We start from the raw sequence: 22,959 nt of genomic DNA, 5'->3' as shown, positions 1-22,959 counted from the left end.
TTAGCTGCTAAGTAGCGTTCGGGGAGTGTTGAGGAGAACTTGCATGGCACGTGGTCCGGGATTGCGGAAGGCGCTGGCGGAAAAGTTCGACGACGAACTCAAATTCTTCAAAGGCTGGATCGACAAGCCGAAGTCGGTCGGTTCGATCGTGCCGACAAGCTCCATCACCGCCCGCAAGATGGCTTCCATCGTCAATCCGAAGTCCGGCCTGCCGGTGCTTGAAGTCGGACCCGGCACAGGCGTCATCACCCGTGCAATCCTCGCCCAGGGCGTTAAGCCCGAAAACCTGTACGCGGTCGAATATTCCACCGATTTCGTGCGCCATCTGCGCCAGCTCTATCCCGGCGTCAACGTCATCGAGGGCGATGCCTTCAATCTCAACGCCACGCTTGGCGAGAAGAGCGGGATGGTTTTCGATTCCGTCGTCTCCGGCGTGCCGCTGCTCAATTTTCCGGTCGCACAGCGGATCGCCTATATTGAAAGCCTGCTAGACCGCATCCCGGTTGGACGGCCGATCGTGCAGCTGACCTATGGGCCGTTGTCGCCGATCCCGCCCGGCCGCGGCAATTACACGGTCAAGCATTTCGACTTCATCTTCCGCAACATCCCGCCGACGCAGCTGTGGATCTACCGGCGGGAAGCGCATTAGCTGGTATTGGGGGCGGGAGAAGTCTCTGGCGCCTTGTAGAGGATCGACGTCTCCCGAAGGAAGCTCGATTGAGGGTCGATCCACATCCTTGACTGTTATCCGCCTCGCAAACTCGTGGCGACTTCTCTGATCGCCGCGCACATGGCCCGCACGGCCGTTGCTTCGGCGCTGCTGGAGAACAGAAGCAGCAGAGGCCGACGCGCACGCGGCTCCAGAGGACGCCTCGCGACGGTTCGCTGCCAATCGGCCGGAAACGCCAGGCCTGGCGCAATCGACAAACCGCGCCCGGCCCCAACCAGAGCAAGCAGCGCCGCCATATCGCTCGCCGACAGGATGACAACTGGCGCAACGCCAAAATCCTGGAACAATTCGGCAAGCATTGGTCCGCAGCCGCCGCTCGACATGATGAATGGCTGGCCGTCGAGAGCGCGGATCGGAAATGACCCGCCTTGGACTGAGTTCTTTTGCGATGACGCCACAAAGAGTTCGTCGTCGACAAGTTCCTCGGCTTGGCAATTGCCGGCGATGTAGGACAGTCCAATATCGGCGGCACCGCGATCGACCCACTCCGCCACCTCGGTATCCGTGCCCAAGAGCAGTTCGACAGCAAGCTCCGGGTGCCGGACGGAAGTAATGTTCAACGCATATGGAGCAATCTTTACCGAGGCGCTGCTGACCAGCGCGAGCCGTACTCTGCCTTTGATGGAGTGTTCCCGTAGGCCGGCAAGACGGCCTAAAGCATGCAAAGCGGCGCGCGCCGCATCCAAAGCCGCCTCGCCGGTTGCGGTGAAAGCGACACCGCGCCGATCACGTATGACGAGGGGCGCGCCAACGATCTCCTCCAGCGCCTTCATTGCATGGCTTATGGCCGATTGAGAAAGACAGAGCCGCTCGGCGGTTTTCGTGAAGCTGCGCGTCTCGCTGAGCGATGTCAGGACGCGCACCATTGTGATGTTGATATTAGCTTTGTTCATGGCTGCCGAAATATCTTTCATTTCGCTCATATTAAAGGGCGCTGTAGGTTTGTGAAGATGAGGGAAACGACCCTCGAAATCGCGGCGAGCGGCTTCCTGGCCTCTCTGGCATGCAGGCGTGCGGTACGACGAGCCTGAAATTGGAGCTTCGCATGAGCTACCTTCCGCAATTCCTGACACTTGCTTCAGTGTTCCTGCTCGGCGCCATGAGCCCGGGACCCGATTTTGTAGCCGTGACTTCCCATGCGCTGATCAGCCGTCGCGCGGGGTTCCATGTGGCGCTTGGCATTGCCGCAGCGATCATGGTGTGGGCGGCTCTCGCGATGTTTGGCCTGGGCCTCGTGCTGACGCAGATTGCATGGGCTCACCTTGCCGTCCGGATCGCCGGCGCCGTGTATCTCGGTTACCTGGGCAGCAAGATCCTTTTGTCGGCTTGGCAGGCGCAGCCACCGCTGGCCGTCAGTGGCGCAGAGACTACGGCTCCTTGGCGAAGCGGCTTCGTTGTCGGAATTACAAATCCGAAGACGGCCGCCTTCTTCGCGAGCCTGTTCATATCGGTATTGCCGATGCAGGCTCCGATCTGGGTCCAGGCAGTGTCGCTGGCCATAATCGGGCTGGTCGCGATGGCGTGGTTTGGGCTTGTCGCGCTAATGTTCTCCACAAGAAGGGTTCGGTCGGTATATGGCAGCGTCCGCAGGCCGATAGATGCCTTGCTCGGAGTTGCACTCATCGCGCTGAGTGCAAGAATTGCGGTCACCCACTAGCAATAGCCCAGCTGCTCGGCACACCTTCGCGCGCCTGCCCCCCGATCGTTTCCGTTTTTTGAGCCAGTGCGTTGATTTGCGCAGCCTCTGGCTGTACCTGTCCGGGAACAAGAGTGGCCAATGGCTGTGATCGCGAAAATCCTCGTCTTCGCCGGCTCGGTGCGCAGCGGCGCCTTCAGCGGCAGGACCGCCGATGTGGCGCAGAAGGAGCTGGCCATGCAAGGCGCCGAGGTGACGCGCATTTCGCTGGCCGACTATCCGCTGCCGATCATCGACGAGGACCTCGAAAAGGAAAAAGGCGTTCCCGACAACGCCGTGAAGCTCGGCCGGCTGATCGCCGCCCATGACGGGCTACTGATCGCGACGCCGGAATATAATGGCTCGATCCCGCCACTGCTCAAGAACACGATCGACTGGGTAAGCCGGGTGCGCCTCGATGGCGGCTGGCCGGTGAGGCCGCTTGTCGGCAAGGTCGCCGGCCTGTGCTCGTCTTCCAACGGACATTTCGCCGGGATCCGCTGCATCAACCATCTGCGCGCCGTGCTGGTGCGCTGCCAGTTGGAGATGGTGACGCCGGAATGCTCGGTATCCGATGGCGGCAGTGCCTTCGACGGCGACGGCAATTTCAGGGATGAGAGACTGACCAAATCGATGGAGCACCTATGCCGCACGCTGATCGAAACCTCGCGCATGCTGTCGACCCGGACCGGGGCATGATTTCCACAGCCATGCAGGCCCATACCATGAGAGAAAGGCTGATCGTCGGCCTCGACGTGCCGACGGTGAAAGAGGCCGAACAGGCGGTGCAGGAGCTCGACGGCGTCGTCTCCTTCTACAAGATCGGCTATCAGCTGGCCTTCGCCGGCGGGCTCGACTTCGCCAGGGAGTTGGCCAGCGGCGGCACGAAAATCTTCCTCGACATGAAGCTGCTCGACATCGACCACACGGTGGCGAAGGGTGTCGAGAACATCGTGCGCATGGGCATGACCATGCTGACCATCCACGCCTATCCCAAGGCGATGCGAGCCGCGGTGGAGGCCGCCAGGGGCAGCGACCTCTGCCTGCTGGCGGTCAGCGTGCTGACCTCGATGGACGAGCAGGACGTGATCGACGCCGGCTATGAATACGACCCTCACACGCTGGTGCTGAGACGCGCCGAACAGGCGTTGCATGCCGGCATGGGCGGCGTCGTCTGCTCGGCCGAGGAGGCGGAAGCGGTGCGCCGCATCGTCGGACCCGACCTGGCGGTGGTGACACCGGGGATACGGCCCAAGGGCAGCGACCATGGCGACCAGAAACGCGTGGTGACGCCCGGCCAGGCGATCCGCAACGGCTCCAGCCATCTTGTTGTGGGCCGGCCAATCGTGGCGGCAAGCGACAGGCGCGCGGCGGCGGAAGCCATACTGGAAGAGATGCGCGCCGCGTAATGAGGAGAAGAAAATGCCCAAGGGATACTGGATAGCCCGCGTCGATGTGCGCGACGCCGAAGGCTACAAGGACTATGTCGCTGCCGCCAAGCTCGCTTTCGACCGTTTCGACGTGAAGTTCCTTGCCCGTGGCGGTGAGCATGAAAAGGCCGAGGGGCCTGGCCGCGCCCGCAATGTCATTATCGAGTTCGAATCGCTCAGCGCGGCGCACGATTGCTACCACTCGCCGGAGTACCAGCGCGCCGTCGCCATCCGTCAGAAAGTAGCCAATGGCGAGATCGTGCTGGTCGAGGGTATCTGACGCGCGAAGCTGCTCTGCTCAGTGCGGCGCTTCCTCCTGCGCCAGCACCTCCAGTTGATGGCGGTGCCCCGACAGCTCATAGCCAACAACGGTGACGGCCGGCGCTAGCGTGAGTAAGATGAGGCAGACCGCCATGTCGACGCCGGCAAGGGCGGCGATGATGGCAAGTGCGACGACCGCAGCCGTTCCCGCCAGCAGCCAGATGTGGAGGGGATCGAAGCGCTGGACGAGATAATAATACAGCGCGTAGATCGCCCCCAGGAACACGCCTAGCGGAATGGCGACCGAGAGCAGGGTCGCTACCGGGCCGATATGGGCCTTGTGCTCGATGAAATAGGCCGCGACATGCAGCCCGGCGCCGGTGGCGACGATGGCAGCGACGATCACCATCTGGCCATAGCCCCAGACGAAGGAACGGCTGCGGTGCTGGTGCAGCACCGTCCCCGAGGGCAGCATGTAATAGACCCACCACATGCCGAAGGTGAGACCCATTCCGGCAATGCCGATCAAGGCGGCATCGAGGTTCCAGCCCTGCTCCTCGACCGCGGCCGACAGCGTCGCCAGCGTGCCGACCACCCCTTCGCCCAGCGCGATGATGGCGAACAGGCTGTAGCGCTCGGCGACGTGGTGCGCGTGCCAGGGCGTGCCGCCATCCCGGCGTTCGGCGATGACCGGTCCGGCAAGCTCGATGAGAAGCAGGACCGCGCCGAAAGCCAGGCTGGTCTCCAGCGAGAAATCGACCAGGATCTGCACCACCCAGCCGATCTGGGCGATCGCGATGGCGATGGCATAGGTGAGACAGGCACGCCGCCGCCCAGGGTCCTGCCGCGCCGCGCGCAGCCATTGGAAGATCATGGCGACGCGCATGATGACGTAGCCCAGCACCATGACCGAATTGTTGAGGTGTTCGCCATGCTCGATCGAGGCGAACATGCGCGGCAGGCCGATGGCCAGCACCAGCACGCCGATCATCTGCACCATGGTGACGAGGCGGAAGATCCAATCGTCGGTGTCATAGGCGGAGGAAAACCAGGAGAAATTGATCCACGCCCAGCAGATGGCGAAGCTGGCAAAGCCGAAGCCGATCAGCGCCGCCGCGTAGTTGCCCTCGGCAAGGGCGTGCGCCAGTTGCGCGGCGGCAAGGCTGAAGGCGGTGACGAAGGTCAGATCGAACAGCAGCTCGAGCGGCGTGGCGACGCGATGCGCCTCGTGCGGATCGCGCCCGGCCATGCGCCTGATGTGATGGTGGAGGGAGCTTGCTGGTGTGCTCATCGCGCGGCCTTGCCTGAGGACTGTCCCGCGACACTAAAGGTGGAGCAAAAGCCGTCAAGGCGCGGTAGGTCGCGCTGGTCCCTCGACCGTTCAGATCGCCTGTCGGTTCAGTCGGTTCGCCGCCGTCTCGGCAACCGCATCGGCCAGCGTCATGCCCCATTGCATCAGGCAATAGGCGCGGAAATCGAAGCAGGGCAGGCCGGGACAGACCTCGAACTCGATGAGGTGGACATGGTCGTTAGCCTCGACCCTGAAATCGAGGGAAAACACGTCTCGCAGGCCGAGCCCGCTGACCAGCCGCTCGGCGATGCGGCGGATGGTTGCCGCGGCTGCCGGCTGGGTGTCGGCAACCGCCTCCAGCACCGGCTCGCTGTATAGTCCAGCCGCCTTGGCGGCCTCGCCGGTGTCGCCGTAAAGCGCCATCGAGTCCGCCATGGTCTGGAAATCGCCGCCGGAGTCGACGAATGCAACGCCGAGCGCTTCCGCCCCGGCATCCGTTTGCAGCCCAAGGAAGCTGGCGCGGACATTGCGACCGCCGACATAGGGCTGGACGACGACATCGTCGCGATAAGCGGCATAGACCCGCCGGCTAAGCTCCAGCGCATGGGCCAGGTCGTTGCAGCGTGAATCCGGCCAGATGCCTACCTTGGAGCCGAGCCGGTTCGGCTTGACGAACCAGCCGGCTTCCGAAGCTGGCGGGTCGGCCAGCCAGCGGCCGTCGCGGGCCAGGCCTGCCTGCGGCGCCGGCAGGCCGAGCGCGCAAAGCACGGCGCCGGAACGGAACTTGTCCTGGCAAAGCGCGAACAGCGCATCGTCGGCCCCGATGGTTCTAAGCCCATTCAGCCTGGCAAGTGCGGGCGCCGCAGCACCGCGGAAATAGGCAATGCCGTCGGTCAGCGTCCAGACCAGCGTGGTTGCGGGATCGGCCTTCGCCAGCGCGCTTGCCGCATCGTCGAGTGCAACCGGCATAAAGGCCAGGCCGCGCTTTTCACAAGCGGTCGCCAGTTGATCGAACTCAGGAGCGAGATCGGTCGACTGCGCCAGATAAGACGAGATTTCCAAGGCGCGCTCGGCGGGAAAGCCGTCGGCGACCAGCCTGTCGAAACAGGCCCTTTCCGGCTCATGGACGAGGATCAAGGTCGGGCGCGGCATGGGTCAACGCTTCTCGGTGATGCAGCCACAGCATCGCACGGCCAATGCGATCGGCTTGCGCGAAATCGACCCGCGCCCGACGCCTGCACGATAACCGGTACGCTCAGGCGATCAGCACGCGCGGTTCGAAGCGGCCGTTGACGGGGAGGTCAAGCAGGAAGGTCATGCCGGCCTGCGGGTCGAGCTTGCGCTGCTTTTCGTCCTTACCTTTCCAGGCCGAGGTCACCGCCAGCCGATCGGCCTTGGCGCCGACAAAGGCCGGGCACGAGGACTGCCCCGCCGGCATGGCAATTTCGCGCAACAATGTGCCGTCCGGCGAATACGCCTTCACCGCCTTGCCGCCCCAGACGGCATTCCACAGCACGCCGTCGCGATCAACGACCGAGCCGTCGACAAAGCCCTTGGACGAGCGATGGTCGACGAATACTTTGGACTCGCCGACCGGCAGGCCAGTCGCCGGATCGCAGGCGACCCGCATCAAGAGGCCGGTCGAGGTATCGGTGTAGTAGGCGATCGTTCCATCCTGCGAGAAACAGATCGAGTTCGACACGGTGATGCCGGTGTAAAGCGTGCGCAATTCTCCCTCGAAGAACCAGTAGATGGCGCCCGCGCCCTTCTCCTCACCCTTGCCCATCGTGCCGACCCAGAAGGCGCCACAAGGGTGGACGCGCGAATCGTTGGAGCGGGTCAGCGCATTGTCGGCCTCGATGGGCGTATGCAGCGTCAGCTTGCCGGTCGAGACGTCGCGGACATGCAGGCCAGTCTCGGTAGCGATGAGCTGGCGATTGTCATCGACAATGGCGATGGCGCTGGCCATCTGGCCGAGTTCATGGACTTTCCGCGCGCCGGACGTGACACCCTGCTCCAGCAGCAGGCCGTTGACAATGTCGAACCAGAACAGCGTATCGGTGGCGGGATCGTAGCTCGGCCCCTCGCCGAGTTCACAGACATGGTCCGAAAAAACCGAAACGTTTCCCATCATGCCGCTCCGCCGAAGGCCGCATCCCAGGCCGTTACCGCCGCCCGGGCACGCGTGGCCACCTCGTCGACGCTCATACCGGGTTTGAACAGGCTGGAGCCAAGACCAAAAGCAGTCACCCCAGCGGCTTTGTAGCCGGCAAAGTCTTTGTCGGAAACGCCGCCGACGGCGCCGACCACGGTATCGGCCGGCAGCACGGCGCGCATCGCCGAAATGCCGCTGGGCCCGAGCACGCTTGCCGGGAAGAATTTGAGCGCCGAAGCCCCAAGCGTAATCGCCTGAAAAGCTTCGGTGGGGGTGAACACGCCTGGCATCGTCACCATGCCATGGTGCATGGCGCGGGCCATGACGTCGGCATCGATGTTGGGGCTGACCAGCAGCCTCCCGCCGGCCTTGGCCAGGGCGTCGACATCGGCTGAAGTCAGCACCGTGCCGGCGCCGACCAGCGTTGTCTTGGGCAATGCGGTGACAATGCTGGCGATCGATGAAAACGGCTCCGGCGAATTGAGCGGCACCTCGATGGCTTCGATGCCGGCGTCAAACAGCGCCTGGCCGATGGCAACCGCCTCGCTGGGTTTGAGGCCGCGCAGAATGGCGACAAGACCACGCTTGAGCTTCGGGAAGGGGGCGGTCTGGGTCACGCTGTCACTCCACTCTGGTGAGTCATTTGGCGATCATGCCATTTTCCCGCGCCGCTTCGATAAGGCCGGCACGCACCGCCTCGTCGGCGTCGACCGTCCTGACGGCAAGCCCTGCAAGGTCGAGCGCCTGGCGGTAGAGGGCTGCTAGCGACCCCGAGGCGACCAGCACGATTGCGGTGGTGCTTTCGCCATAGCGGCGGCCCGCCGAGGCGATCTCGCCGCCGATCAGCAGGCCGGACAGGCAAGCGGCGGCATCGTCGGCCTTGAGGTCCTGCAGCAGGCCGGCGGCGCGGATCGAGAACAGCCGCGAGGTGACATCGCCGCCCTCGGCCAAAGCCTTGCGGCACCATTCCTGGAAGAACGGATTGTCCGGAATGACCGGCTTCGGGCTCTCGCCCAGCGAATGGCGCAGGATCGAGTGAGTGGCCAGCACCGAAAACAGCTCGCCGGTCGGCCAGGTGCAGAAGCCGTCGACCGCGCCGTCTTCGACCAGAACCCATTTCGAATGGGTGCCGGGCATGCAGACGAGATGGCGACCTTTTGCCGGCAAACCGGCGCCGGCAAGCTGGGTTTCCTCGCCGCGCATTACGTCCGGCGCATCTTCCAGGCGCTGCGCCAGGCCAGGCACGATGCGGATGTCGCGGCTCTGGCCGGGAATGCGGGCGGCCCCCGCGAGGATGGCACTGAGCGGCGCCGGCACGGTGACGTAAGGCGCTTCCAGCCAACCCTGGCGCGAGCCGGCCATGCCGCAGATGATGACCGGCAGCGTCGCCGGTGCGCCGAGCGCCGCCAGATGGCCCTCGAGGATGATCGAAAAGCCTTTTTGCTGCGCGGTGATCAACCCATCATCGCCGCGACGCTCGGCAAGCACCCCGCCCGCCTCGTCGACCAGCCAGACCCGCATGCGGGTCGTGCCCCAGTCGACGGCGGCGACTGCCGGCGTGCCTTTTGCCGGATTTTGATTCACCGGGCTCACAGGAAACCCCCGTCCACGATCAACATCTGCGCCGTCAGCATACGCGAGGCGTCGGAGGCCAGGAACAGCACCGTGCCGACGATGTCGTCGGGCTGCATGACCTGCTTGATGCATTGCTTGGCGACATGGGCGGCGAGCCCCTGCTCGGTGACCCAGAGTTCCCGCTGGCGCTCGGTGATCACCCAGCCCGGCGCAATCGCATTGACGCGGATGCCGTCGACCCCAAGCTTGCCCGCGAGACCTTTGGTGAGGCCGAGTATGCCGGCCTTGGCGGCGGTGTAGGCCGGCATATCGGGGTGGTTGATGAGATAGGAGGTTGAGGTGAAGTTGATGATCGAACCGCCGCCGGCCCGCTTCATGCCCGGCGCGACCGCCTGTGCGGTGAAGAAATGCGGGCGCAGATTGACGGCGAGATTGTTGTCCCAGAACTCGACGGTAACGTCAGCGACGTCGTGGCGTTCGTCCCAGGCGGCATTGTTGACCAGCACGGTGACGTCGCCATGTGCCTCAGCCGCTTTGGCGGCCGAAGCGCGCAACGCCTCGACGTCGCGCAAATCGGTCTTGAGGTAGAGCGGTCGCCGGCCAAGTTCTTTTTCGACGCGGTCGGCAAGCAGCGTGCTTGGGCCATCGGCGATGTCGATGAAGGCGACATGGGCGCCCTGGCGAACGAAGCCCTCGGTCAGTGCCGCACCAATTCCGGAACCGCCGCCGGTGATCAGCACCGAGGCTCCCCTGAGGTCGGCAAAATCCGCCGATGGCATCATATCTTCATCTCCCGGTCCGGTCGGCGCGCATCCTATCCAGCCAAGTCCGGGGAGCAAGGGCGAAAACGGCGATTTGATTGGCTTATGTCAGACAAAAGGCCGCAAGATGGCGGCCACAGTCGATCTTGGCTCGCGCCGCTGACTTGCTCGACGCAGGCCAGACCGCCGGTCAGACTGCCTTGGCGTAGAGGGCGCCGCGATAGGAATCGCGGAGGTAGCCGAGCGTGGCGTCGGCATCGACCGGTTTGCCGAAGAGATAGCCCTGGCCGCCGGCGCAGCCGAACTGAACGAGGCGGTCGGCCTGCGCCTCCTCCTCGATGCCTTCGGCGACGACATCCATGCCGAGCCCTTCACACATGGCCAGAATGGCGCGGATGATGTGTTCCGACGGTCGGTCGTCGAGGATCGAGGAGACGAAGGCGCGGTCGATCTTGAGCTTGTCGAAATGGAATTCGCGCAAGCGGCCGAGCGAGGACTGGCCGGTGCCGAAATCGTCGAGCGAGACTCGGATGCCGACGCGACGCAGGTCCTCGACGATCTTCTCGGCCGAGGCCGGATCGTTCATCAGGCCGGTTTCGGTGATCTCGATCTCCAGCCGTCGCGGATCGAAGCCGGTGCGGTCGAGGATCGACAATATGTGCAGGCCAGTGTTCTGGTCGACGAGCTGCGAGGGCGACAGGTTGAAGGACAGGAACAGGTCCTTCGGCCAGCTGCGCGCCGCTTCGGCCGCCTTGCGCAGCACCAGCTGCGACAGCGGGCCGATGATGCCGCGCTCTTCGGCGATCGGGATGAACACGGTCGGCGGGACGACGCCGAGGTCGCGATCGGTCCAGCGCGCCAGCGTCTCGAAGCCGATGGTGCGGCGGGTGGTCAGATCGACGATGGGCTGGAAATGCGGCTCGACCTCACCGGCCGAGACGGCGCGGCGCAGCGCCTGTTCGATGCGGGTGACGCGCTTGGCCGCCTCTTCCATTTCGCGGGTGTAGACGACGACGCGGCCACGGCCCGAACGCTTGGCGTGGTAGAGCGCCGTTTCGGCCTTGTTGACGAGGATTTCCGTGGTTTCGTCGCCGGAATAAAAGAGCGAGCAGCCGACCGAGGCCGAAAGCCTGGCGGTGCGTTCGCCGACATCGTAGGGCGCCGACAGGATTTCGATCATCATGCGCGACTTCTCGGCCGCCGCCTCCTCCGAGAACACCATCGGGTAGAGGAAGGCGAATTCGTCGGCGCCGATGCGGCAGACAGTAGAGTGGCTGTCCATCGAGGCGCGCAGCCGCATCGCCACCTGGATCAATATGTCGTCGCCGGCCTTGTGGCCGAACAGATCGTTGATCGGCTTGAAGCCGTCGAGGTCGAGAATGCCGACCGTGAACGGCGCGGGATCGTCTGCACGGTCGCTGATCAGGCGATCGACCTTGTCGAAGAAGCGGCGATGGTTGCCAAGCCCGGTCAGCGCATCGGTGAACGCCAGATCCGAGTTTTCCCTGCTTGCCTGCCCGGTGCCAAACGTCGTTTGCATCGGTATCCCTGTTTGTGACGCCCGAAATTTAGGCTGAGACTGGCAGCAAAGCGTTTAGGAAGCGTATCGCGAAATCGATTTTTCGCTGGCGAATGATGCTTTAGCGGACGCGGTAGAGTTCGACCGGGGTTCCGCGCGTTTCGGCCACCGGTTCGAGCCAATCGGGGACGCTTCCCTGCATCAGCCTGGCCAGGAAGCCTTGCGGCGCCTTGGCGGCAAGCATCTTGCTTTCGGCGCTGCCGCGGCAGAGCGCCATCAGGCCGACGTGGTGAGCCGCCGCGATCATCCTCGCCTGGTCCGCCGATCCGAGGAAGGCATCGAGCGCAAGCAGGTCGCCGGCGATGTTGCGATGATAGGGGCCGGCAAAGACGCGGTGCCCGGAATAGGCCAGGATGGGCGAGCCGAGATTGGAAATGGCAAGCACCGTGGTGTCCGGCAGCCGGGCCAACGCCGCGAAGGAGGCCTTGCGCTCGCAGGACGGATCGCTGTCGGTGTCCTGTGCCTCGACCGAGACCTTGTTGGCCTCGAACACGCTCGACGTCGCGGCGGCAGCGCCGGCCCAGACGGCATTCACCGACACCACCCAGACCACCGCCATGCGCAGCGATACGCTGCGCGCAGGGCTGATCCTCGCCCGTTCGCGCCAGCTTGCGATCCAGGCCGACAGCGGGATGACGGCAAAGGCGATCGAGAATGTCGAGCCGCGGACCTGCCAGGCGCTGACGATGAAGGCGCCGACCAGCAAGGCGCCGACGAGGCTGTCCTGGCGGCGCCATGGTCCGCGCAGGCGAAGCGCCATCAGCGCGATCGCCACCAGCGGCGTGACATAGCGCGCCGCCAGCGAGGCCGGCTCGCTGGCGGCAATACTGAACAGCGACTGCGCCTCGTCAATGTGATCGAGCCACAATTCCTTGAGGCGCGGATCGAGGTTTGCGTAGGGAGCCGCAAGGCATTGCGGAAACAGCGCCGCGACAACGGCGCCCAGCACAAGCGCGAGCAGGCCGAGCGAAATCAGGCGGCGTCCGGCCGTGCCGTTGGACACCTTGAGCGACGTCACGGCGGCAAGGCCCAGTCCGGCGATTGCCGCGACGACGAATTGTACGGCCGAGAAGGCATCGCACTGCGCCTGGCCCCAGGCCGATGGCGGGATGGTGCTGACGAAGACCAGGGCTGAAACGCCGGCAAAGCCGAGACCGAAATCCCTGGCGATCCGGCGTTCGCCGCCGGGATCGACGACGAACAGCAAAGCGATGCAGGCGCCGATGGTGGCGACATAGGGCGCGGTTTCCATGCCGACGGCCAGCGTCAGGGCCGCGCACAGCCCGGAAATCAGCGCCGCCCAGCGACGCGCCGGCGCCTCGAGCAGCAGGCTGAGGCTGGCCATGGTCAGCGTCAGCTGGACATTGTGATGATCGAGCGCACCCGGCAAGAAAATGCCGATGAAATGCAGCGCCGCCGCGCCGATGACGATAGCGGGCAGCACGGCGCCGACGCCGGCGAAGCTGCGTGCCGCACGGGCTGTAAAAAACACCGCCAGGCAAAACAGCAGCGACGGCCACAGCACCTGTGCGATCACTTCGGCCATGGCCATGCTGCCGGTCAGCGCCGAGGCGGCGAGGATGATGGCGGCGAGCGGTGCGTCGACCAGCCGCGACCAGTGCATGACGAAACCGCCTTCCGGCCCCATCCTGTACTGATGCAGGTCGAACCAGCCCTGGCCGGCCAGCATGTCGCGAACCTCGACCAGCCGCAGCAGGCTGTCATTGTCGCCGCCGGCATTGCTCAATTCGCGAAAGCCCGTGGCGGCATTGACGGCCAGCACCACCAGCATGGCAAGCAGCGCCAGCGACATATCGGACTTCCAGGAGGAAGCACCCGCCTTGGCTGCGTTCATCATCATGACCTTCGTCGGAAAGACTGCGGCCTTAAACCTAGCCTTAACAGCTTCAATAAATAGTAAAGTCGCCTGAGCGAGTCCGCATATGAGCGCGGCCGGAGGCTCCGCCGGGTGTCGGGAGACGGAAATGCCGCACGAAGTCCGCCACGAGCCGGCCATTGCCGTGCTCCTGCCTTGCTACAATGAGGAACTGACCATCGCCGAGGTGGTGCGGCGCTTTCGCGAGACGCTGCCATCGGCCGACATCTATGTCTATGACAACAATTCGCGCGACCTGACGGCATTAAAGGCCCGCGCAGCGGGCGCCATCGTCGTCCGCGAGCCGCGCCAGGGCAAGGGCAATGTCGTGCGGCGCATGTTCGCCGACATCGATGCGGACATCTATCTGATGGCCGATGGCGACGGCACCTATGCGCCGGAAGATGCCTCGCTGCTGATCAACATCCTGCAGACCGAGCGCTGCGACATGGTGGTAGGCACCAGGCGCGGCGTCACCGACGATGCCGGCCGTTCCGGCCATGCCTTCGGCAACCGCATCTTCAATAGCCTCTACAAGCGGCTGTTCGGCGCCGACTTCACCGACATCTTCTCCGGCTACCGCGTCTTCTCGAGGCGCTTCGTCAAGAGCTTTCCCGCCGTTTCCGGCGGCTTCGAGATCGAGACCGAAATGTCGGTGCATGCCTCGCAGCTGAAACTGCCGGTGAGCGAGATCGCGCTCGATTATGGCCGCCGGCCTGAGGGATCGTCGTCGAAGCTGTCGACCTATCGCGACGGCGCCAGGATCCTGTGGATGTTCGCCATGCTGATGAAGGAGACGCAGCCGCTGCGCTTCTTCGGCGCCTTCGCCATTTTCTTCCTGGCATCGAGCCTTACCCTGATGACGCCGGTGCTGATCGAATTCGCCCAGACCGGCCTCGTGCCGCGCATGCCGACCTGGGTGCTGTCGGTCGGCCTGCTGCTCTTGTCGATGCTTGCGATGGTGACCGGACTGATCCTCGATTCGGTATCGCGCGGACGCGCCGAGCAGAAGCGCATTTTCTATCTCTCCGTCCCGTCGGGCCGGGTCGAACGGCGCGAACGCACGAGCGAAACAGCGAAGGCCGAACCGGGCAAGACGCCCCGGGCCGCCTGAGGCCGTGAGCCGGCTCGCCCGCTTCGTCCTGGCCGGCGGCGTTGGTTTCGTCGCCGATGCCGCGGTGCTCTGGCTGTTCTTGGCGGTGACGCCGCTCGGTCCCTTCGTCGCCCGTGTCCTGTCGATCGGCTTTGCGCTGTGCGTCACCTGGCAGATCAACCGGCACCTGACCTTTTCGCCGTCGAGCCGCGGCGTGGCGCAGGAGGGCGCGCGCTATGGCGGCGTCGGCATCGCCACCAGCATTGTCAACTATCTCGTCTACTGCGCCATCCTGTTCGCGCTGCCGGCAATGCCGCCGCTGGCGGCACTTGCCGTCGCCTCGCTGGTCGCCATGGCGCTGTCCTTCCTCGGTTACTCCCGGCTGGTCTTCGACCGGTAAAGGTCTGGGCCAAGCAAGCGCGATTGGCAGAAGCCGCCAAGTTCCGTATATCGGCGACTTGCCTTGCCGCAATTCCGGACGGAAAACCACTACGCACTTTTCCTGGACTTGCTCGACCCGCTGGAGACCAGAAGATGACCCTGAAGATCGCCGTCCAGATGGACCATGTCTCCACCGTCTCGATCGCCGGCGACACGTCCTTTGCGCTGTCGCTGGAGGCGCAGCGGCGCGGCCACCAATTGTTCCACTACACGCCCGACCGGCTGTCGATGCTGGGCGGCAAGGTGTTTGCCCGCATCGAAGAGATGAAGCTCCGCGACGAGAAGGGCAATCATTATACGCTGGGCGACAAGGTGCGCACCGACCTGTCGGAGATGGATGTGATCCTGCTGCGCCAGGATCCGCCCTTCGACATGAATTACATCACCACCACGCATATTCTGGAGCGCATTCACCCGAAGACATTGGTCGTCAACGACCCGGCCTGGGTGCGCAACAGCCCGGAAAAGATCTTCGTCACCGAATTCCCCGATCTGATGCCCGAAACGCTGATCACCAAGGATCCCCAGGAGGTCGCGGCCTTCCGCAAGGAATTCGGCGACATCATCGTCAAGCCGCTCTATGGCAATGGCGGCGCCGGCATCTTCCATCTCAAGGAAGACGATCGCAACCTCGCCTCACTGCTCGAAATGTTCGCCCAGCTGTCACGCGAGCCGTATATCGTCCAGCGCTATCTGAAGGATGTGCGCAAGGGCGACAAGCGCATCATCCTGATCGACGGCGAGGCGGTCGGCGCCATCAACCGCGTGCCGGCCGACCACGATTCTCGCTCCAACATGCATGTCGGCGGCCGCGCCGAAAAGACTGAGCTGACGGAGCGCGAACGCGAGATTTGCGCCCGCATCGGCCCGTCGCTGAAAGAGCGCGGCTTCATCCTGGTCGGCATCGACGTGATCGGCGACTACATGACCGAGATCAACGTGACCTCGCCAACCGGCGTGCGCGAAGTGCAACGCTTTGGTGGCGCGGATATCGCCAGCCTGTTCTGGGACGCGGTAGAGGCGAAGCGGCGGAATTTGGCCGCGTAGTGTGCGTTGCTACGGAGGACTTTGGTGGGTCCAGAGAAGCATCGAAAGATGCTCTTTATCGGGTAAGACTGCCGAGCAAGCGGCTCATCAAATCAAACTATGTCCCGGAAGCGCCGAGGCCTCAGTTTCGGAGGAAGGAGACCGATAAGTCTGGTCTGCAATTTTCGCTGTGGTGTTGCCCAGTCTTTCAGCAGAAAACCCGCATCGGAGTTCTTTTCCAGCAATGCAAAAGCCGCAGACAGTCCGATCAGGTCGACCAAGGTCCTGCGCATTGAGTGGCGGGAGATTAAATGCGCCAGTCCCGGCGCCACTTCGCACCAACGATTGGCCAGTGCCCGCCGTATCGCTATTTCAGTATCAGGCGACATCCTGCCGAGGCCAACTCCGGTACCCAGGATGCGCCCGTCCGCCCAGCCATTGCCGCCGTGAAGCCGATAACTGCCAAGAGCCCGCCCAATCCTCACGGTTCCGCCGATCATATGGGCGGCACGAGCCATATAACCATCGGCACATATCTTTATTTCGTCCGGATCGGATGGACGCATGATTTCAAGCGGAGCTCGACGAAACATCATCCCCGATGTGGTTGACCAAAACCAACCCACGGTACCCCGATCAATAAATAATAATGTCGGGTCAGCTTCGGTGTCGACATGCAGGTAGCCGCTCATTTTCGGCATCGATCGCGGGTCGTTCAGGTGGAATACGGGATGACCGCCCGCAAGCAGGTTGCCGGCCGTATCTATCACCACCTCATCGGAGCTCGACATTGCCGCGATACGGGTTTGGCTGAGATGCGCTCTCACATGGCATTCTATGAAGTCAGGATGCCAAGCATCGTCACCGTCAAGAAAGGAGATCAGGGGCCCGGCTGTCGCGTCAAGCCCGGTCATCATTGCTGTCAACTGCCCGCCATTTTGCAGTCGGGGCAGAAAGCGGAAACGACTGTCGCCAAGCTGGGACAGACACTCTTCAATCCTTCGGCGGGAACCGTCAGTCGAAAAATCATCGACCACCACGCACTCGAACGCAGTGTATGTCTGCGCCGCTACGGATCGGATCGCAGTGTCGATGAATGCCTCTTGATTGAAACAGCCTACGCAAACGGATACGGTTGGTAGCGCGATGTGAGAACCAGCCCCGCTTGGGACGATGTTTTCTTTCAAGAGGCGCTTCTCCGTACACCAGATTTGATCGCCTGAGATATTCCGTCGGTCAAATGGCGATGTTTCTTTGCCAAATTTCTCTCTGTCGAAGCGAGTTTTTCTCCGCACTCAAGATCGCAATTGCCGCATGTTGACCCTACAGCACGGGTATCACCCTCCTACCAAATTCGAGATTGTCAGAGCCATGCTGCGTCATGGCCACAAACTCAGAAAAGGGCACCCTTCCGCGAAGTCGCAACCTGCTCTTCAGGCCAGTATGCTGTCGGACGATCCGTTCATATCCTATTCGGGAATGTCCGGTACGCCGCTCGGATTAGCAAGTCATATGCCTTTTCTTCCACGCGGCCACCGCGCCTGGTTTCTCATCTCGCCAACCTGGTCCATCGAAAACAGTGCTAGCGTCAAAACCATCCGGACCTATGCCGTTCTGCATAGACTCAAGAACCCCCGTCACGCGCTAATCTTCCTATCCAACACTCAGGCAGAGGCTGATCTGTTGAACCAGTCCGGCGAGGCCGCCGTCCTGCACAACAAGACGTCAACAACCTCCGAACACATATTCAGGCCTCTCGATGACGTCCCTGTAGAATTTGATGCAATCTACAATGCGCAGCTGGCTCCGTGGAAGCGCCATGACTTGTCGCTTGGCATCCAGCGTTGCGCATTTGTCTTCTATCGAGATTCAAGCGGATCCTCCACGACGGAGTCGGAAAGAGCGCGAATAAATCGGCATAGGGAGCTCGCGCCGCATCACGTCTTTATCAACGAGTTTGACGGCACCGGCAAGCCGGTCCGATTGGCACCGGCTCAGGTGAACACGCATCTAAATCGTGCAGCCGTGGGAATCTGTCTCTCTCACCTGGAAGGACCAATGTTCGCCAGCACGGAATATCTTCTCGCGGGGCTTCCAGTGGTCACGACGCCGAACCATGGCGGCCGAGACCTTTATCTGGATGACGACTATTCGCTCACAGTTCCACCCGATCCTCGATCCATCGCGGAGGCTGTCTTAGCGCTGAAGGAGCGACGAATTCCCCGGGATTACATTCGTTCGCAAACTTTGAAACGAATCGAACGAGACCGCGGGCGGTTCATAGACCTTGTAAACGAGATTTTTCTGGAGAGCGGCTCTTCGCGCCGGATCGCCCTGCCTTGGCCTTTCCGATATCCTGTCATGGAGTGGCTTCCACCGCAGGTCGCGATCGATCGATCGCTTTCAGGTTCGGTCGATGCCTTCATCACCGCTTAGAAAGCAACAGCCTCAGATTGCCGAAGGGCCTAGTCGCCTTGTTAACGCGGTCGAGGAGGCGGAGCAGCCGTTCCATTGCTTAACCATCTTCCGTTTTTGCAACCGGCACAGCGCGCTGCAACCACCACGAATGCATGTTCCTGTAATGTTCTTGCCTTGGCCTAAAATCTATGGTTGTCTTGTCCTGACGTCGCTCGCGGTCTGAACCACAAGGCCGAGGCGAGCCGATATCCGGGGGCAGAGCAAGATGGTGGCGCGGGTTCGCACGGTGGCTTTCCAGGGCATCGAGGCCGTGCCGGTCGATGTCCAGGTGATGATCGCGCCGGGCAAGGTCGGCATGCAGATCGTTGGGCTGGCCGACAAGGCGGTGGCCGAAAGCCGCGAGCGCGTGCAGGCGGCGCTGCATGCGTCGGGGCTGTCGATGCCGTCGAAGAAGGTGACGGTCAACCTGGCGCCTGCCGACCTGCCCAAGGAAGGGAGCCATTACGACCTGCCGATCGCGCTCGGCCTGATGGCTGCACTCGGCGCCATTCCGGGCGACATGCTGGCCTCCTATGTCGTGCTCGGAGAATTGTCGCTCGACGGCACCATTGCCGCGGTCGCCGGTGCGCTGCCGGCGGCGATCGGTGCCAATGCCGAGGGAAAAGGCCTGATCTGCCCGTTCGGCTGCGGGCCGGAAGCGGCCTGGGCGGGCAAGGATTTCGACATATTGGCGCCGCGCAGCCTGATTGCCATCGCCAATCATTTTCGCGGCACGCAGGTGCTGTCGCGGCCCGAGCCCGGCATCCATGTCTCGGCCCGCGACCTGCCCGACCTTTCAGACATCAAGGGCCAGGAAAGCGCCAAGCGGGCGCTGGAAGTGGCGGCGGCCGGCGGCCACAATCTGTTGATGGTCGGGCCTCCCGGCTCGGGAAAATCGATGCTGGCGCAGAGGCTGCCCTCAATTCTGCCGCCACTGGCGCCCAAGGAACTTCTTGAAGTCTCGATGATCGCCTCGGTGGCCGGCGAGCTCGGCGAAGGCAAGCTCACCGACCGGCGGCCGTTCCGCGCCCCGCACCATTCGGCTTCGATGGCGGCAATGGTCGGCGGCGGCATCAGGGCGCGGCCGGGCGAAGTATCGCTTGCCCACAACGGCGTGCTGTTCCTCGACGAGTTTCCCGAATTCACGCCGCAGACCTTGGATGCGCTGCGCCAACCGCTGGAGACCGGCGACTGCATGATCGCGCGCGCCAACCACCGCGTCACCTATCCAGCGCGCATCCAGCTGGTGGCGGCGATGAACCCGTGCCGTTGCGGCATGGCCGGCGAGCCCGGCTATCGCTGCCTGCGCGGTGAACGCTGCCGCACCGACTACCAGGCGCGCATCTCAGGCCCGCTGCTCGACCGCATCGACCTCAGGATCGAGGTACCGGCTGTCTCGGCCGCCGATCTGATCCGGCCGGATCGGGCGGAGAAAAGTGCCGCCGTTGCGCAGCGCGTCGCGCGCGCCCGCACCATCCAGCGCGAACGGTTCGAGCGGCTCGGCGTGACCAGCGCGACCACCAACGCGCATTGCTCGCCTTCTGTTATCGAGGACATCGCGATGCCGGATGCCGCCGGCCTGTCTCTGTTGAAGGACGCCAGCGAAAAGCTCGGCTTTTCCGCGCGCGCCTATCATCGGGTGCTGAAAGTGGCGCGCACGCTGGCCGATCTCGAAGCGAGAGAAACCGTCGGCCGCATTCACCTGGCCGAGGCGATTTCCTACCGCATGATGTCGGAGCGGGTGGCGCAGGCGGCGTAACGCTCCTCCTTGAGGGGAAGGTGGCCCCGAAGCGGCAGGGTGGGGGTCGCCGAAGAATGGTCGATCTTTTTGGAGCCGAGCCGAGAAAGGGCCTCTGCAATGACATTGCTTGTAGTGTCGTCCGAAGGGAGTCGCCGCACTTCACGCAGGACCCCACCCGGCCCTTCGGGCCACCCTCCCCTCAAGGGGGAGGGAAATGCAGGCGCTAATTCGCCCGCTCTTTCGCCTTCAGCTCCAGCCGCCGNCGAAGGGAGTCGCCGCACTTCACGCAGGACCCCCCCCGGCCCTTCGGGCCACCCTCCCCTCAAGGGGGAGGGAAATGCAGGCGCTAATTCGCCCGCTCTTTCGCCTTCAGCTCCAGCCGCCGTGCGTGCAGCACCGGTTCCGTATAGCCATTCGGCTGTTCGCGGCCTCTAAACACCAGGTCGCAGGCGGCGTGGAAGGCGATGGAATTGTCGAAATCGGTGGCCATCGGGCGGTAGAGCGGGTCGCCGACATTTTGGAGGTCGACGATCGCTGCCATGCGCCGCAGCGAATCCATCACCTGGATCTGCGAGCACACCTTGTGGTGCAGCCAGTTGGCGATGTGCTGCGAGGAGATGCGCAGCGTGGCGCGGTCTTCCATCAGGCCGACATCGTTGATGTCGGGCACTTTCGAGCAGCCGACGCCCTGGTCGATCCAGCGCACGACATAGCCAAGAATACCTTGCGCATTGTTGTCGAGTTCGCGCTGGATCTCGTCGGGGGTCCAGTTCGGCCGCACCGCCACCGGCACCGACAATATATCATCGAGCTTCGCCTTCGGCCGGCTCTTGAGCGCCGCCTGGACGGCATGGACATCGACCTTGTGATAGTGCGTGGCGTGCAACGTCGCCGCCGTCGGCGACGGCACCCAGGCGGTGCTGGCGCCGGCCTTGGGATGCGCGATCTTCTGTTCCAGCATCGCCGCCATCAGATCGGGCATCGCCCACATGCCCTTGCCGATCTGGGCATGACCGGCGAGCCCGCATTCGAGCCCGATATCGACATTCCACGCCTCATAGGCGGAGATCCAGGCGGCCTGCTTCATGTCGCCCTTGCGGATCATCGGCCCGGCTTCCATCGAGGTGTGGATCTCGTCGCCGGTGCGGTCGAGGAAGCCGGTGTTGATGAACACGACGCGTTCCTTGGCGGCGCGGATCGCCTCCTTGAGGTTGACGGTGGTGCGCCGCTCCTCGTCCATGATGCCCATCTTGATGGTGTTTGCCGCCATACCGAGCAGCGCTTCGACGCGGTCGAAAATCTCGACTGCGAAGGCGACTTCCTCCGGCCCATGCATCTTCGGCTTCACCACATACATCGAGCCCGCGCGGGAATTCATCCGACGCCCGTTGGCGCCGACATCGTGCAGCGCGATCAGCGCCGTCATCGCCGCATCCAAGATGCCTTCCGGCACCTCGTTGCCATCGCGGTCGAGGATGGCCGGATTGGTCATGAGGTGACCGACGTTTCGCACCAGCATCAGCGAGCGGCCAGGCAAGCTCAGCGCGCCACCACTGGGCGCGGTCCAGGCGCGGTCCGGATTGAGCTTGCGCGTGAAGGTTTTGCCGCCCTTGCTGATTTCCTCCGCCAGATCGCCCTTCATCAGGCCGAGCCAGTTGCGGTAGACGATGACCTTGTCCTCGGCATCCACCGCCGCGACCGAATCCTCGCAGTCCTGGATGGTGGTCAGCGCCGATTCCAGGATCACGTCGGCAATGCCGGCCGGGTCGGTGCGGCCGATCTGGTTGGTGCGGTCGATGAGGATCTCGATGTGCAGGCCGTTCTGGACCAGCAGGATGGCTTCCGGGTTGGCGCCGTCGCCGCGGTAGCCGGCAAATTGTTTCGGGTTGGCCAGTGTGGTGCCGCCGGCGCCGGCGCCGAGCCGCAAGGTGCCACCCGAAACCGTCAGCCCGTTCACGCCGGCCCATTTGCCCGAGGTGAGCGGCACGGACTCGTCCAGAAAACTCTTCGCCCAGGCAACCACCTTGGCGCCGCGCACGGGGTTGAAGCTTTTACCCTTCTCGGCGCCACCGGTCTCGGCAATGGCGTCGGTGCCGTAGAGCGCATCGTAGAGCGAGCCCCAGCGGGCATTGGCGGCGTTGATCGCATAACGCGCATTCATCACCGGCACCACCAGCTGCGGCCCGGCAACGGTGGCGATCTCGGGGTCGACATTGTCGGTCGACACGGAAAAGGCCGGCCCTTCGGGCACGAGATAGCCGATCTCACGCAAGAAGCTTTTGTAGGTCTCCATATCGATGGGCGCGCCATTGGCGCGGTGCCAGGCGTCGATCTGTTCCTGCATGGCGTCGCGTTTGGCCAACAACGCCCGGTTCTTCGGCGCGAGATCATGGACGATAGCCGAAAAGCCGTTCCAGAAGGCGTCGGCGGCAATGCCGGTACCCGGCAGCGCTTCGCCGACAAAGTCATGCAGTTCGCGGGCAATCCGCAATCCGGCGATCTCGACGCGATCGGTCATCAGGGCTTCTCCAGATGAAAGGCTTTGCGGCCTTTGGCATGTCAGGGGTGAAGGGTCAATTCAGCTTAGGGTGAAGGCGGGGAATTTGAAGCTGCTGATCTCTCCCCTCGTGGGGGAGATGTCCGGAAGGGCAGAGGGGGGCGCGAAGGAACGCAAACCTTTCCATGACCGATCGAAACAGGCCGAGTCGCGGGGTTGAGCGTCGATGAGAGGTCGGCGGGACAGCGCCCCCCTCTGGCCTGCCGGCCATCTCCCCCTCAAGGGCATAGGCGCTAAGATAGCTTTGGCATGGACTGAAACTTGCGCTTTCGTGGTGGCTCACGCCAGCGATATCGCAAGGCACGGAGATT

General features: G+C 63.5%; 21 protein-coding genes. 10 read left to right on the top strand and 11 right to left on the bottom strand.

The window, feature by feature from the left end; genetic code table 11:
- The first annotated feature begins 43 nt into the window (after positions 1–43).
- Complete coding sequence (gene pmtA / locus X726_RS140360) at positions 44–649, top strand: phospholipid N-methyltransferase PmtA (protein ID WP_023687484.1); 606 nt, start codon at positions 44–46, stop codon at positions 647–649.
- Between the two features lie 95 nt (positions 650–744).
- Here pmtA and X726_RS140365 read toward each other — a convergent pair whose 3' ends face one another.
- Positions 745–1,653: a LysR family transcriptional regulator gene (locus X726_RS140365; RefSeq protein WP_023673197.1), complete on the bottom strand. Its 909-nt coding sequence runs from the start codon at positions 1,651–1,653 to the stop codon at positions 745–747.
- A gap of 122 nt (positions 1,654–1,775) precedes the next feature.
- Between X726_RS140365 and X726_RS140370 the strand changes: the two genes are divergently transcribed.
- The 4 genes from X726_RS140370 to X726_RS140385 all read left to right on the top strand — a co-directional run bounded on the left by X726_RS140370 (position 1,776) and on the right by X726_RS140385 (position 4,115).
- Positions 1,776–2,387 carry a LysE family transporter gene (locus X726_RS140370; RefSeq protein ID WP_023714463.1) on the top strand — a complete coding sequence of 204 codons (612 nt, stop codon included), beginning with the start codon at positions 1,776–1,778 and terminating at the stop codon, positions 2,385–2,387.
- Positions 2,388–2,507: 120 nt separating this feature from the next.
- Positions 2,508–3,104 (top strand): NADPH-dependent FMN reductase, encoded by a 597-nt coding sequence (locus X726_RS140375; RefSeq protein ID WP_023673195.1) that lies wholly within the window; start codon positions 2,508–2,510, stop codon positions 3,102–3,104.
- Positions 3,101–3,814, top strand: a complete 714-nt coding sequence (pyrF, locus tag X726_RS140380) for an orotidine-5'-phosphate decarboxylase (protein ID WP_023755354.1) — start codon at positions 3,101–3,103, stop codon at positions 3,812–3,814. Before X726_RS140375 ends, pyrF begins: the two co-directional genes overlap by 4 nt.
- Before the next feature lie 13 nt (positions 3,815–3,827).
- Positions 3,828–4,115, top strand: a complete 288-nt coding sequence (locus tag X726_RS140385) for a DUF1330 domain-containing protein (protein WP_023673193.1) — start codon at positions 3,828–3,830, stop codon at positions 4,113–4,115.
- Between the two features lie 18 nt (positions 4,116–4,133).
- On the opposite strand, the gene X726_RS140390 is transcribed toward X726_RS140385, so the two are convergent.
- The 8 genes from X726_RS140390 to X726_RS140425 all read right to left on the bottom strand — a co-directional run bounded on the left by X726_RS140390 (position 4,134) and on the right by X726_RS140425 (position 13,315).
- Positions 4,134–5,387 (bottom strand): low temperature requirement protein A, encoded by a 1,254-nt coding sequence (locus X726_RS140390; protein WP_031215508.1) that lies wholly within the window; start codon positions 5,385–5,387, stop codon positions 4,134–4,136.
- A 90-nt stretch (positions 5,388–5,477) separates the two neighbouring features.
- On the bottom strand, positions 5,478–6,539 hold the full coding sequence (locus X726_RS140395) for a hypothetical protein (RefSeq protein WP_023673191.1): 1,062 nt from the start codon (positions 6,537–6,539) through the stop codon (positions 5,478–5,480).
- Between the two features lie 103 nt (positions 6,540–6,642).
- Complete coding sequence (locus tag X726_RS140400; protein ID WP_198037395.1) at positions 6,643–7,521, bottom strand: SMP-30/gluconolactonase/LRE family protein; 879 nt, start codon at positions 7,519–7,521, stop codon at positions 6,643–6,645.
- Positions 7,518–8,159 carry a 2-dehydro-3-deoxy-6-phosphogalactonate aldolase gene (locus tag X726_RS140405; protein ID WP_023673188.1) on the bottom strand — a complete coding sequence of 214 codons (642 nt, stop codon included), beginning with the start codon at positions 8,157–8,159 and terminating at the stop codon, positions 7,518–7,520. Before X726_RS140405 ends, X726_RS140400 begins: the two co-directional genes overlap by 4 nt.
- Before the next feature lie 22 nt (positions 8,160–8,181).
- Positions 8,182–9,126 carry a 2-dehydro-3-deoxygalactonokinase gene (locus X726_RS140410; protein ID WP_031215507.1) on the bottom strand — a complete coding sequence of 315 codons (945 nt, stop codon included), beginning with the start codon at positions 9,124–9,126 and terminating at the stop codon, positions 8,182–8,184.
- A gap of 5 nt (positions 9,127–9,131) precedes the next feature.
- A complete protein-coding gene (locus X726_RS140415; RefSeq protein ID WP_023673186.1) occupies positions 9,132–9,899 on the bottom strand; it encodes an SDR family oxidoreductase in 768 nt (255 codons plus the stop codon).
- Positions 9,900–10,068: 169 nt separating this feature from the next.
- The gene (locus X726_RS140420) at positions 10,069–11,418 is read right to left on the bottom strand and encodes an EAL domain-containing protein (protein ID WP_023673185.1); all 1,350 of its coding nucleotides are present in this window, start codon (positions 11,416–11,418) and stop codon (positions 10,069–10,071) included.
- Between the two features lie 100 nt (positions 11,419–11,518).
- Entirely contained in the window at positions 11,519–13,315 is a 1,797-nt protein-coding gene (locus X726_RS140425; RefSeq protein ID WP_245272174.1) for a GtrA family protein, read from the bottom strand.
- A 127-nt stretch (positions 13,316–13,442) separates the two neighbouring features.
- Between X726_RS140425 and X726_RS140430 the strand changes: the two genes are divergently transcribed.
- From X726_RS140430 to gshB, 3 genes are all read left to right on the top strand, one after another.
- On the top strand, positions 13,443–14,447 hold the full coding sequence (locus X726_RS140430) for a glycosyltransferase (protein ID WP_023673183.1): 1,005 nt from the start codon (positions 13,443–13,445) through the stop codon (positions 14,445–14,447).
- A gap of 4 nt (positions 14,448–14,451) precedes the next feature.
- A complete protein-coding gene (locus tag X726_RS140435) occupies positions 14,452–14,826 on the top strand; it encodes a GtrA family protein (RefSeq protein ID WP_023673182.1) in 375 nt (124 codons plus the stop codon).
- Between the two features lie 134 nt (positions 14,827–14,960).
- Positions 14,961–15,914: a glutathione synthase gene (gene gshB, locus X726_RS140440; RefSeq protein ID WP_023673181.1), complete on the top strand. Its 954-nt coding sequence runs from the start codon at positions 14,961–14,963 to the stop codon at positions 15,912–15,914.
- A gap of 92 nt (positions 15,915–16,006) precedes the next feature.
- On the opposite strand, the gene X726_RS0136575 is transcribed toward gshB, so the two are convergent.
- Positions 16,007–17,080 (bottom strand): glycosyltransferase family A protein, encoded by a 1,074-nt coding sequence (locus X726_RS0136575; RefSeq protein WP_023673180.1) that lies wholly within the window; start codon positions 17,078–17,080, stop codon positions 16,007–16,009.
- A gap of 184 nt (positions 17,081–17,264) precedes the next feature.
- Between X726_RS0136575 and X726_RS140445 the strand changes: the two genes are divergently transcribed.
- Together X726_RS140445 and X726_RS140450 are read left to right on the top strand one after the other, a co-directional pair.
- On the top strand, positions 17,265–18,329 hold the full coding sequence (locus X726_RS140445; RefSeq protein ID WP_156940723.1) for a glycosyltransferase: 1,065 nt from the start codon (positions 17,265–17,267) through the stop codon (positions 18,327–18,329).
- A 247-nt stretch (positions 18,330–18,576) separates the two neighbouring features.
- Entirely contained in the window at positions 18,577–20,109 is a 1,533-nt protein-coding gene (locus tag X726_RS140450) for a YifB family Mg chelatase-like AAA ATPase (protein ID WP_023673178.1), read from the top strand.
- A 328-nt stretch (positions 20,110–20,437) separates the two neighbouring features.
- Here the strand turns inward: X726_RS140450 and X726_RS140455 are convergent, their stop codons facing one another.
- On the bottom strand, positions 20,438–22,609 hold the full coding sequence (locus tag X726_RS140455) for a malate synthase G (RefSeq protein ID WP_023673177.1): 2,172 nt from the start codon (positions 22,607–22,609) through the stop codon (positions 20,438–20,440).
- Positions 22,610–22,959 lie beyond the last annotated feature (350 nt).

Origin of the sequence: Mesorhizobium sp. LSJC285A00, assembly GCF_000503155.1 — a bacterium.
In the GTDB taxonomy this organism is placed as follows: Bacteria; Pseudomonadota; Alphaproteobacteria; order Rhizobiales; family Rhizobiaceae; genus Mesorhizobium.
This window is presented reverse-complemented; position numbering and strand designations above follow the sequence as displayed.